The 11919-nt window shown below is 72.4% G+C and carries 8 protein-coding genes; 7 read left to right on the plus strand and 1 reads right to left on the minus strand.

Annotated features, from left to right (window positions below):
• The first annotated feature begins 27 nt into the window (after nucleotides 1-27).
• The 7 genes from SSP08S_RS60275 (at nucleotide 28) to SSP08S_RS48085 (ending at nucleotide 10317) form a co-directional block, all read left to right on the plus strand.
• Entirely contained in the window at nucleotides 28-306 is a 279-nt protein-coding gene (locus tag SSP08S_RS60275; protein ID WP_078532798.1) for a YlxR family protein, read from the plus strand.
• Nucleotides 307-452: 146 nt separating this feature from the next.
• On the plus strand, nucleotides 453-3629 hold the full coding sequence (infB, locus tag SSP08S_RS60280; protein WP_078532799.1) for a translation initiation factor IF-2: 3177 nt from the start codon (nucleotides 453-455) through the stop codon (nucleotides 3627-3629).
• A gap of 137 nt (nucleotides 3630-3766) precedes the next feature.
• Complete coding sequence (locus tag SSP08S_RS48065; protein WP_019074817.1) at nucleotides 3767-4060, plus strand: DUF503 domain-containing protein; 294 nt, start codon at nucleotides 3767-3769, stop codon at nucleotides 4058-4060.
• A gap of 38 nt (nucleotides 4061-4098) precedes the next feature.
• Nucleotides 4099-4542 carry a 30S ribosome-binding factor RbfA gene (gene rbfA, locus SSP08S_RS48070; RefSeq protein ID WP_019074818.1) on the plus strand — a complete coding sequence of 148 codons (444 nt, stop codon included), beginning with the start codon at nucleotides 4099-4101 and terminating at the stop codon, nucleotides 4540-4542.
• Nucleotides 4539-5444 carry a tRNA pseudouridine(55) synthase TruB gene (truB, locus tag SSP08S_RS48075; protein ID WP_019074819.1) on the plus strand — a complete coding sequence of 302 codons (906 nt, stop codon included), beginning with the start codon at nucleotides 4539-4541 and terminating at the stop codon, nucleotides 5442-5444. Before rbfA ends, truB begins: the two co-directional genes overlap by 4 nt.
• 270 nt (nucleotides 5445-5714) lie before the next feature.
• Nucleotides 5715-9212 carry a trypsin-like peptidase domain-containing protein gene (locus SSP08S_RS48080; RefSeq protein WP_439654606.1) on the plus strand — a complete coding sequence of 1166 codons (3498 nt, stop codon included), beginning with the start codon at nucleotides 5715-5717 and terminating at the stop codon, nucleotides 9210-9212.
• 139 nt (nucleotides 9213-9351) lie between these two features.
• Nucleotides 9352-10317 (plus strand): bifunctional riboflavin kinase/FAD synthetase, encoded by a 966-nt coding sequence (locus SSP08S_RS48085; RefSeq protein WP_026179453.1) that lies wholly within the window; start codon nucleotides 9352-9354, stop codon nucleotides 10315-10317.
• A gap of 88 nt (nucleotides 10318-10405) precedes the next feature.
• Here the strand turns inward: SSP08S_RS48085 and SSP08S_RS48090 are convergent.
• Nucleotides 10406-11919, minus strand: a 1514-nt coding sequence (locus SSP08S_RS48090) for a MinD/ParA family ATP-binding protein (protein ID WP_019074822.1), incomplete at its 5' end; no start/stop codon positions are given.

The following is an 11919-nucleotide window of genomic DNA, read 5'->3' on the forward strand; positions in this document are numbered from 1 at the left end:
GGTCGGTGCGGGGAGGTAGACTTAGACGTGTCTGGCCGGACGCGAGCCCGCGCATGCCCTGAACGCACCTGTGTGGGGTGTCGGGAGCGAGCGGCCAAGAAGGAACTGCTGCGGATCGTGGCGGTCGAGGGCGAATGCGTCCCCGATCATCGCGGTACGCTGCCCGGCCGGGGCGCATATCTGCACCCCGCCCTGGTCTGTCTCGACCTGGCGGTACGCCGCCGGGCGTTCCCACGGGCGCTGCGTGCCCAGGGGACGCTCGACACAAAGGCGTTGCGTCTCCACGTCGAGCAGGCAACACCGTAAGAGCGAGTCGTACGGAACCTCCGTGCGGCCCGGTATTCCGCGAGTTGGAAGTAGGTCGAGATTGCGATGAGCACTCGATGAGCACGCGATGAGTACGCCCATGAAGTAGCGACGGTCCGGACGCACCCGGACCTAAAAGGAGCGAAGTGGCTAAGGTCCGGGTATACGAACTCGCCAAGGAGTTCGGGGTGGAGAGCAAGGTCGTCATGGCCAAGCTCCAAGAACTCGGTGAATTTGTCCGTTCGGCGTCCTCGACGATCGAGGCGCCCGTTGTACGCAAGCTGACAGACGCCCTCCAGCAGGGCAGCGGAGGCGGCAAGCCCGCCCCCGCACGCAAGGCTGCCCCGGCACGTCCGGGCGCCCCCTCTCCGGCGCAGGGTGCCCGTCCGGGCCCCGCCGCGCCGCGTCCGCCGGCCCCGAAGCCGGTCGTCGCGGACAGCGCCGCCGCGGCTCCCGCAGCCCCGGCCGCGCCCGCAGCCCCGGCCTCCACCGGTGGTCCCCGTCCGGGCCCGAGGCCCGCGCCGCGGCCCGCCCCGGTCTCGCCGGCGCCGACCGCGCCCGAGTTCACCGCGCCTCCGGCGGCTCCCGCGGCTCCGGCCGCCCCTGCCTCCACCGGCGGTTCCGCACCTCGTCCGGGCGCCCCGCGTCCGGCGAGCCAGGCGCCCCGTCCGGGCGCTGCACGTCCGGCCGGTCCCGGTCAGGGCGGTCAGGGTCGTGGCGACCGCCCCGAGCGTGGCGGCGACCGTCCCGGCGCTCCGCGTCCGGGTGGCCAGGGCGCACGCCCCGGTGCTCGTCCGGCCGGTCCCCGTCCGGGCAACAACCCCTTCACCTCCGGCGGCTCCACCGGCATGGCGCGCCCCGGCGCGCCCCGTCCCGGTGCCCCGCGTCCCGGCGGCCAGGACCGCCCGGGCGGTGCTCCCGGCGGCGCTCCGCGTCCGCAGGGTGCCGGTCAGGGTGGTCCCCGTCCCCAGGGTGCCGCGGGCGGTCCCCGTCCCGGTGCTCCGGGTGGCGCGCGTCCGACCCCGGGCGGCATGCCCCGTCCGCAGGGCGGCGCTCCGCGTCCGGGCGGTGGCCCCGGTGGCAACCGTCCGAACCCCGGCATGATGCCGCAGCGTCCCGCTGCCGGTAGCAGCCCCCGTCCCGGTGGCGGCCCCGGTGGCCGTGGTCCCGGTGCCGGCGGCGGTCGTCCGGGCGGTCCCGGCGGCGGCGGTCGTCCCGGTGGCGGCGGCGGCTTCGCCGGTCGTCCCGGTGGCGGCGGTGGCGGTTTCGCCGGTCGTCCCGCGGGTCCCGGTGGCGGTGGCGGCGGTTTCGCCGGCCGTCCGGGTGCTCCGGCGGGTGGCGGCGGTGGCCGTCCCGGCTTCGGCGGTCGTCCCGGTGGTCCGGGTGGCCGTGGTGGCACACAGGGCGCCTTCGGCCGTCCCGGTGGTCCCGCGCGTCGTGGTCGCAAGTCGAAGCGGCAGAGGCGCCAGGAGTACGAGGCCATGCAGGCCCCGTCGGTCGGCGGTGTGATGCTGCCTCGTGGCAACGGACAGTCCGTCCGTCTGTCGCGCGGTGCGTCCCTCACCGACTTCGCCGAGAAGATCAACGCCAACCCGGCGTCGCTCGTCGGCGTGATGATGAACCTCGGCGAGATGGTCACTGCCACGCAGTCCGTCTCCGACGAGACGCTGAAGCTCCTCGCGGACGAGATGAACTTCGTCCTCGAGATCGTCAGCCCCGAGGAGGAGGACCGCGAGCTGCTCGAGTCCTTCGACATCGAGTTCGGCGAGGACGAGGGTGGCGAGGAGTTCCTCGTCGCGCGTCCGCCGGTCGTGACCGTCATGGGTCACGTCGACCACGGTAAGACCCGACTCCTCGACACCATCCGCAAGACGAACGTCGTCGCGGGCGAGGCCGGCGGTATCACGCAGCACATCGGCGCGTACCAGGTCACGACCGAGGTCAACGACGAAGAGCGCAAGATCACCTTCATCGACACCCCGGGTCACGAGGCGTTCACCGCCATGCGTGCCCGTGGTGCCAAGTCGACCGACATCGCGATCCTCGTGGTGGCGGCCAACGACGGTGTGATGCCCCAGACGATCGAGGCGTTGAACCACGCCAAGGCGGCCGACGTGCCGATCGTGGTCGCGGTCAACAAGATCGACGTCGAGGGCGCCGACCCGACCAAGGTGCGCGGTCAGCTCACCGAGTTCGGTCTGGTGGCCGAGGAGTACGGCGGCGACACCATGTTCGTCGACATCTCCGCCAAGCAGGGTCTGAACATCGACCAGCTGCTCGAGGCCGTGGTCCTGACCGCGGACGCCTCGCTCGACCTGCGGGCCAACCCGGAGCAGGACGCGCAGGGCATCGCGATCGAGTCCCACCTCGACCGTGGTCGCGGCGCCGTCGCGACCGTCCTGGTCCAGCGCGGCACCCTGCGGGTCGGCGACACCATGGTGGTCGGCGACGCCTACGGCCGTGTCCGCGCGATGCTCGACGACAAGGGCGACAACGTGGAAGAGGCGGGTCCCTCGACCCCGGTCCTCGTCCTCGGACTCACCAACGTCCCGGGCGCCGGCGACAACTTCCTCGTCGTCGACGAGGACCGCACGGCACGTCAGATCGCCGAGAAGCGCGCGGCGCGCGAGCGCAACGCCAACTTCGCCCGGCGCGGAGTCCGGTTCTCCCTGGAGAACCTGGACGAGGCCCTCAAGGCCGGTCTGGTGCAGGAACTCAACCTCATCATCAAGGGCGACGCGTCCGGTTCGGTGGAGGCTCTCGAGTCCTCGCTGCTCCAGCTCGACGTCGGCGACGAGGTCGACATCCGCGTCCTGCACCGCGGCGTGGGTGCGGTCACCGAGTCGGACATCGACCTGGCGACCGGCTCCGACGCGATCGTCATCGGCTTCAACGTCCGCGCAGCGGGCCGAGCGGCGCAGATGGCGGAGCGCGAGGGCGTCGACGTCCGGTACTACTCGGTGATCTACCAGGCCATCGAGGAGATCGAGGCGGCCCTCAAGGGCATGCTCAAGCCGGAGTACGAGGAGGTCGAGCTCGGCACGGCGGAGATCCGCGAGGTCTTCAAGTCGTCCAAGCTGGGCAACATCGCCGGTGTCCTGGTCCGCTCCGGAGAGGTCAAGCGCAACACCAAGGCGCGCCTCGTCCGCGACGGCAAGGTCATCGCGGAGAGCCTCACCATCTCCGGTCTGCGTCGCTTCAAGGACGACGTCACCGAGATCCGCGAAGGGTTCGAGGGCGGTATCAACCTCGGCAACTTCAACGACATCAAGGTCGACGACGTCATCGCGACGTACGAGATGCGCGAGAAGCCTCGCGGCTGATCGTCACAGCACGCGATCGGGGCCGGTCGGCGGAGACAGAATTCCGTCGATCGGCCCCGGCCGTTGCGTGTACGGTTCCTGTATCGGCGTCCGAGACCGGCGCCCATACCCCGAACCGGCGGGACATCCGGACACACATGTATGTGGGGACTCTGTCCTTCGATCTGCTCCTCGGCGACGTCCACTCGCTGAAGGAGAAACGCTCTCTCGTCCGTCCGATCGTGGCCGAACTCCAGCGCAAGTACGCGGTGAGCGCGGCCGAGACGGGCAGTCAGGACCTGCACCGCAGGGCCGAGATCGGGCTCGCGGTGGTCTCCGGGGACACGGGACACCTCACCGACGTACTGGACCGCTGTGAACGGCTGGTGGCCGGGCGGCCCGAGGTGGAACTGCTCTCGGTTCGACGCAGGCTCCACAGCGACGAAGACTGAAGCAAGCAGCAAGACGTAGTTACTAAGGAGACGGACCAGTGGCCGACAACGCGCGTGCCAAGAGGCTGGCGGACCTCATCCGAGAGGTGGTGGCCCAGAAGCTGCAGCGCGGGATCAAGGACCCGCGGCTCGGCACTCACGTCACCATCACGGACACCCGGGTCACCGGGGACCTGCGGGAGGCGACCGTCTTCTACACCGTGTACGGGGACGACGAGGAGCGCGCGGCGGCCGCCGCCGGTCTGGAGAGCGCCAAGGGCGTGCTCCGCTCGGCCGTGGGTGCCGCGGCCGGCGTGAAGTTCACGCCGACCCTCACCTTCGTCGCGGACGCCCTGCCGGACACCGCCAAGACCATCGAGGACCTCCTCGACAAGGCCCGGCAGTCCGACCAGAAGGTGCGCGAGGTCTCGGCCGGCGCCGCCTACGCGGGCGACGCGGACCCGTACAAGAAGCCGGACGACGAGGACGACGCCGCCGAATGACCCAGAAGACCCAGACGCCCGACGGCCTTGTCATCGTGGACAAGCCGTCGGGCTTCACCTCGCACGACGTGGTCGCCAAGATGCGCGGCATCGCCCGCACCCGCCGCGTCGGGCACGCCGGCACCCTCGACCCCATGGCGACGGGCGTGCTCGTCCTCGGTGTCGAGAAGGCGACAAAGCTCCTCGGCCATCTCGCGCTGACGGAGAAGGAGTACCTGGGCACCATCCGCCTGGGCCAAAGCACCCTGACCGACGACGCCGAGGGCGAGATCACGGGGTCGGTCGACGCCTCGAAGGTCACCCGGGAGGCAGTCGACGCCGGGATCGCCAAGCTCAGCGGCGAGATCATGCAGGTCCCGTCCAAGGTCAGCGCCATCAAGATCAACGGCGTGCGCTCCTACAAACGGGCCCGCGACGGCGAGGACTTCGAGATCCCCGCCCGCCCCGTCACCATCTCCTCCTTCGCGGTCTACGACGTCCGCGACGCCGTCGCCGAGGACGGCACCCCTGTCCTCGACCTGGTCGTCTCGGTGGTCTGTTCGTCCGGCACCTACATCCGGGCGCTCGCCCGGGACCTGGGCGCCGACCTCGGCGTGGGCGGCCACCTCACCGCCCTGCGCCGCACCCGCGTAGGCCCGTACAAGCTGGACACGGCCAGGACCCTGGACCAGCTCCAGCAGGAGCTGACCGTGATGCCGATCGCCGAGGCCGCCAAGGCCGCGTTCCCGCGCTGGTCGGTGGACGAGAGGCGGGCCAAGCTGCTGCTCAACGGAGTCCGCCTGGACATGCCCGAGGAGTACGCGGGTCTCGGCGCGGTCGGCGTCTTCGACCCGGAGGGCCGCTTCCTGGCGCTCGTCGAGGAACAGAAGGGCAAGGCCAAGAGCCTCGCCGTCTTCGCCTGAGCGACACCCCCGGAGATTTCTCCGGGGGCCTCGACTCCCGCCCGTGGAGCGGCGGTCACGGGGTCCACGTTCCCGCCGCTCCACGGTCCCCCCTCGGTTCCCCCACCCCTAGGGTGTATCCAACGCTCCTCGTCTATTCACCCACCTGGGCAGGCGCTCGGAGTGAACCGAGGGAGCGGAAGGGGGCGCGTTCACCACGCGATCTGTCCCGCTGATCACGCCACGCCTACCGTCGAACACAGGGCAGGGGTACAGCGGGGAGGTTCGACCATGGTGGGACGGGGCCCGCGGCGATCCACCGGGGGCGATGCGACAGCGCCCCAAAGGGGCGCGGGGAACTGCGCGACCAGCCACGACGGCGCCGCAGATGAACGACGGCACATCGCGGCCCCGGCGGAGCGCCTCGTGGGGATCCGCGATCTGGCCGGACGCCCGCGCGGCACCGGATTCGTCGCCGACCACCACGGCACGGTGATCACCAGCCACGAGGCCGTCGACGGACTGCCCCGGCTCGTCCTGCACGCCGCCGGCGACCGCAGCTGCCTGGTGACCGCCGACGCGGTGACCCCCCTGCCCGCCCTCGACCTGGCCCTCGTCCGCACCGAGGGACTCGGCGTCGACCCGCTCCCCGTCACCGTCCGGGACCGGATCGGGACCGGCACCTACGTCCGGATCGCCGCGGGCTGCTGGCGCGAGGCCCGCGTCCTGGGCGCGACCTCCGTCACGTACACGGCCACCGACCGCTTCCATCTCCTCGACGACGCACTGGAGTTGGCGATCGGCACATCCGGCCGGGACGCGCTGCGGCTGGGCGGCGGAGCGGCCGGCGGACCGGTCCTCGACACGGTGACCGGCGCGGTGGTCGCCGTCCTCGGCACGGCGCTCCAGTCCGGACAGCGGGACACGGGCTTCGCGGTACCCCTGCGCGCGCCCGACGGCCCGCTGGCCGACCTCCTCGCCCGCAACGCGGCGACCGTGCCCGCGTACGGCGCCGACCTCAACCTGGCAGGCGTGCTGGAACTGACGGCCACCTCGGTGGGCTCGGACGGCCCGCCAGGCACCCTCGCGGGCTTCGTCGGCCGCGACCGCGAGGGCTCATACGTGCCGGATCCGGTCGAACGCCCTTCGGTGGCAAGGGAGTTCGCCCGCTTCACCACCAGCCCGGCCGCCGTACTCGCCCTCGTCGGACCCCCGGGCAGCGGTCGTACGACGGAACTCGCGGCGTTCGCCGCCCGGCGCGGCGGCGGTGCGGAACCGGCCCCCACGCTGTGGCTGCGCGGCGCCGATCTGCGCGACGGCGACGCGTCGGTGGGGGACGCGGTACGGCGGACGGTGGAGCGGGCCGCCCGCATCCTGGCCGCCTCCGTCGCCCTGCCCGGCGGCCTCGGCGACGTCGGCCCCGAGCGGCTGGCGCGGGTCGCGGCCGATGCCGGAAGGCCTTTGCTGCTCCTGCTCGACGGGCCCGAGGAGATGCCGCCCGTGCTGGCCCACCGGCTGGCCGAGTGGACCCGGGGGACGGGGGAGTGGCTGCGGGAGAGCGGGGCGCGGCTGATGGTGGGGTGCAGGGCGGAGTACTGGGAAGGGGCTGGGTTTTCAACGGAGTTGCTGTACGGAGGGGACACCTCGGAGAGTTGTGTGCGCCTGGGTGACCTGCGGGACGACGAGGCCCGCCGGGCCCGCGCGGCCTACGGCGTCCCGGAGGGCATCCTCGCCGACGCCGACGCCCGGCACCCCCTCACCCTCCGGCTGCTCTCCGAGGTTCTCGCCGCGCTGCCGACCGCCCCCGCCGCCCGAGTCCACCGCGACGACGTGTTCTCGGCCTACCTCGACCTCATGTGCCTCCGCGTCGCCGTCCGGCTCGCCGCCGAGAACGGCCTGCGCGGTACCGCCGTACGACGGCTCGCCGCCAAGGTGTCCGGGCAGGTGCACGAGGCGGCGCGGCGCAGTCTCGGGCCGGGGCAGGGGGAGTTGGGGCGGGAGGCGTTCGAGGCGGTGTTCCCGTGGGGGCCCGCACCGGCGCGGCTCGGCGGTGGTACCGGGTGGGCGTCCGCCGTCCTCACCGAGGGGCTGCTGGTGCCGGCCGGCAGCGGATACCGCTTCGCCCACGAGGAGTTGGCCGACTGGATCCAGGGCACGCACCTCGACCTCGACGAGGCCCTGCACGCTCTCGTGCACCGCCCGCACACCGAGCGGGCCGCGCATCTCCTCCCCGTCCCGCACCACCGCATCGGCCCCGTCGTACAGGCCCTGCTGCTCCTCGCCCGTGAGCACGGCACTGGTCAACTCGCGCTACGGCTGAAGGAGTTGACGCAGGCTCTCGACGCCGACCCGCACTCCTGGTGGGCCGCGCGGCTGCTCGCCGAAGTGCTGGCACGGGTGCCGGACGCGACGCCGTACAGCCGTGTACTGCGGCTGCTCGCCGACCAGTTGGTGGGGCGGCGGCATCAACAGGGCGAGGTACCGGAGGAGTTCGGGCCGGACTTCTGGACCTCGCTGGCGCTGCCGGAGGCCGAGCGGTTCGAGTTGCTGCGGCGGCTGGTGCTCGCCGACGGTGCTCCGCAGGAGGGCGGCGGGCCCCGATTCCTGGACACCGCCGCCGAGTTGCTCGCCGCCGACCCCGCCACCGTACAGCCGTTGCTGACCCGGTGGTTCGACGACGAGCGGCCGTTGCCCGCGACCCCGCACGCGACCGTGGCGACGGCCGCGCAGGCGCTGCTGCACACGCATCGGCGGCGGGCGCTGGACGATCTGACCGAGGTGCTGGTCGGCTGTGCGCACGGGCGGGCCGACGAACTCCTCGCCGTACTGGCCGAGGAGGAGCCGTCGGCCGTGTGCCGGGCCGTGGACCGGTGGGCGCACGACGAGCGGCCGGGGCGGCGGGTGGCGGCGGTGGCGTACGGGCTGCGGGCCGCCCCGCACGTACGGACCGAGGCCGACCGCGAACTCCTCCGCTACGCCGCCCAGTTCCTGCTGGCGCGGCCCGCCGACCGCTCCCTGCACGGCGGCGCGCTCGCCCTCCTCGTCCGCGATCCGCACACCCGCGCCCGCCATCTCCCGCAGGCGCTGCGGCACTTCGCGTCCGGCGACCCGCAGTTCCCGCCGAGCGCGCTGGCCGCCGCCCTCACCACCCACTCCGACCCCGTCCTCGAAGCCTTCCGGGCCCGGCTGCACGGCCCGGACGCGGGCGAGGCGGTCCGCACGCTCGCCGAGGTCACGACCCCCGCCCTCGCCCGCCGGGCCGCCGCCCTGGTCCGCGAGACCGTCGTACGGTGGCCGGAGACGGCCGCCCACCTCGGCGTCTACGTCGACCGGTGCCTCGACCACGGCCCCACCGCGCGGGCCGTCCTCCTCCCTCTGGTCACCGGCCTCCTCGACGGCGGCCCCGAACCGGTGCGGACGGTCCTCGCCGCCGTGCTCGCCGCGCCCGGCACCCCCGCCTCCCGGCCGCTGCGCCGCGAACTCCTGGAGTTCCTGCTCGCGCACGAGCACGACCCCGCCGTACTGGACGCGCTGCTGCACGCGGCGGCCCGGCGCGACGACGACGAGCTCCGCGACCTCGTCCACCGGACCGGCCGGCTGCTCGTCCGCACCCCCGCCGGAGCGACCCGATTCGACCGCGGACTCGTCGACCTCGGCCGTCAGGTGCCGGGCTTCGCCGCGCTGATGGCCCGCTGGCTGGCGGACACCCCGGAGGACTGGGCCGCGGTGGTCGGACCCAGCACCCGGCGCATGATCGAGAACCTGGCCGGGGTGGAGGTTCCCGCCTAGCGGGATTCGTACGTGCGCCCGGTCACAGCCACCATGCCGATGCGGGCCGAAAGCCCCCGGCATGGCACCCTTAGACCTGCGTAAGAGGTCAACGACACAGGTCTACATCCGGACACGGGTTCGATGAGGAGCGGTCACAGTGCAGCGCTGGCGTGGCTTGGAGGACATCCCCGAGGACTGGGGGCGCAGCGTCGTCACCATCGGTTCTTATGACGGGGTCCACCGCGGGCACCAGCTGATCATCCGGCATGCCGTGGAACGCGCCCGTGAGCTGGGCGTTCCCTCCGTCGTCGTCACCTTCGACCCGCACCCCAGCGAGGTCGTGCGCCCCGGCAGCCACCCCCCGCTGCTCGCCCCGCACCACCGCCGTGCCGAACTGATGGCCGAGCTGGGTGTCGACGCGGCGCTGATCCTGCCGTTCACCAAAGAGTTCTCAAAGCTGTCCCCGGCCGACTTCGTGGTCAAGGTCCTGGTGGACAAGCTGCACGCGAAAGCGGTCGTCGAGGGCCCCAACTTCCGCTTCGGCCACAAGGCCGCGGGCAATGTGGCCTTCCTGATCGAGCAGGGCCGGACATACGACTTCGAGGTAGAGGTGGTGGATCTTTACGTGAGCGGTGCGGCGGGCGGCGGCGAGCCCTTCTCCTCCACACTGACCAGGCGGCTGGTCGCCGAGGGCGACGTCGAGGGCGCCCGCGAGATTCTCGGTCGCCCGCACCGGGTCGAGGGTGTCGTCGTGCGCGGCGCCCAGCGCGGTCGCGAAATGGGCTTCCCGACGGCCAACGTCGAGACCCTGCCCCACACGGCGATCCCGGCGGACGGCGTCTACGCCGGTTACCTCCACGTCGAGGGCGAGGCCATGCCGGCCGCGATCTCCGTCGGCACGAACCCGCAGTTCGACGGCACCGAGCGCACGGTGGAGGCCTACGCCATCGACCGCGTCGGCCTCGACCTCTACGGCCTGCACGTCGCCGTCGACTTCCTCGCCTTCGTGCGCGGCCAGGCGAAGTTCGAGTCGCTGGAGGGTCTGCTGGAGCAGATCGCGCAGGACGTGAAGCGCTGCCGGGAGCTGATCTCGGCGGACACGGACTCCGGCGACGGCGAGTAGCTGTTTTCGTTCCTACGACTTTCTACGACGCCGAAGGGCGGCCGGTGCTTGATGGGGCACCAGCCGCCCTTCGGCGTTCGGGGTGGCGCTACTGCTGCGGGGGTGCGGACGGCGGGGGCGGGGTGCCCTCCGGCGGCTGAGCGTAGCCGGGGTGCTGCGGGTAGGGCTGCGCCTGCTGTCCCGGGTGCTGGGGGTAGGGCTGCTGGCCGTACGGCTGCTGGCCCGGCTGCTGTTGGGGCTGCTGCGGAGGGTACGGAGCCTGCTGGCCCGGAGCGGGTTGGCCCGGGTACGGCTGCTGTTGCGCCGGGTAGCCCTGCTGTCCGGGATAGCCCTGCGCTCCCGGGTAGCCCTGCTGGCCCGGCATCGGCGGGGCCAGCACCGGCGGGGGGTTGCCGTCGCTCGTCCACAGGCCGTGCATCTGCTGGTGGCGGACGAAGTCCTCGGCGACCAGGGCCGCGAGGTTGAAGTACGACTCCCGGACCTTCGGCCGCATCATGTCGAGGTCGACCTCCGCACCGGCGGCGAGATGCTCGTCGAACGGCACGACCACGACACCGCGGCAGCGCGTCTCGAAGTGGCTGACGATGTCCTCCACCTTGATCGTCTTGCCGGTCTCGCGCACCCCCGAGATGACGGTGAGCGAGCGCGAGACGAGGTCCGCGTACCCGTGCGCCGACAGCCAGTCCAGCGTCGTACTCGCGCTGCTCGCACCGTCCACGGACGGCGTCGAGATGATGATGAGCTGGTCGGCGAGGTCCAGCACACCGCGCATGGCGCTGTAGAGGAGACCCGTACCGGAGTCGGTGAGGATGATCGGGTACTGCTTGCCCAGCACGTCGATCGCGCGCCGGTAGTCCTCGTCGTTGAAGGTCGTCGAGACGGCCGGGTCGACGTCGTTGGCGATGATCTCCAGACCGGAGGGCGCCTGGGACGTGAACCGGCGGATGTCCATGTACGAGTTGAGGTACGGGATCGCCTGGACCAGGTCGCGGATGGTGGCACCGGTCTCGCGGCGCACGCGGCGGCCGAGCGTGCCGGCGTCCGGGTTGGCGTCGATCGCGAGGATCTTGTCCTGGCGTTCGGTGGCGAGGGTGGAGCCGAGCGCGGTGGTCGTCGTGGTCTTGCCGACACCGCCCTTGAGGCTGATGACCGCGATCCGGTAGCAGGACAGCACGGGGGTGCGGATCAGCTCCAACTTCCGCTGCCGCTCGGCCTCTTCCTTCTTGCCGCCCAGCTTGAACCGGGAGGGCGCGGCACCCGGCCGGCCGCTCTTCGCCTTCTGCTTCTTGTTGCTGAGCAGCCGGTCCGACGACAGCTCCACGGCCGCGGTGTAACCCAGCGGCGCGGCACCGGGGTTCACCGGCTGCCGGTGGTCGTGCTGCATGGGCTGCGGCCAGGCGGCACCGGTGCGGGGGTCGATCGGGGGCGCGGAGGGAGCCTGGGGGTGGGACTGCGGCGGCAGCGGTTGCGGCTGCGCCTGCGGGTGCGGACCGGGGTGCCGTGGGTCGCCGGACTGCGGGGGGATCTGGGGCGCGTGCGGGGGCTGCGCCGGGTCGGACCAGGACTCCGGGGCGAAGCCGGGGCGGGGGGCGTCTTGGGCGG

This window comes from Streptomyces hokutonensis (genome assembly GCF_000376565.1).
Taxonomy (GTDB): Bacteria; Actinomycetota; Actinomycetes; order Streptomycetales; family Streptomycetaceae; genus Streptomyces; species Streptomyces hokutonensis.

Bases quoted from the DNA above. Each gene is read 5' to 3' on its own strand.
- SSP08S_RS48065 (WP_019074817.1), top strand. From the start codon at position 3,767: ATGTATGTGGGGACTCTGTCCTTCGATCTGCTCCTCGGCGACGTCCAC.
- truB (WP_019074819.1), top strand. From the start codon at position 4,539: ATGACCCAGAAGACCCAGACGCCCGACGGCCTTGTCATCGTGGACAAG.
- SSP08S_RS48080 (WP_439654606.1), top strand. From the start codon at position 5,715: ATGGTGGGACGGGGCCCGCGGCGATCCACCGGGGGCGATGCGACAGCG.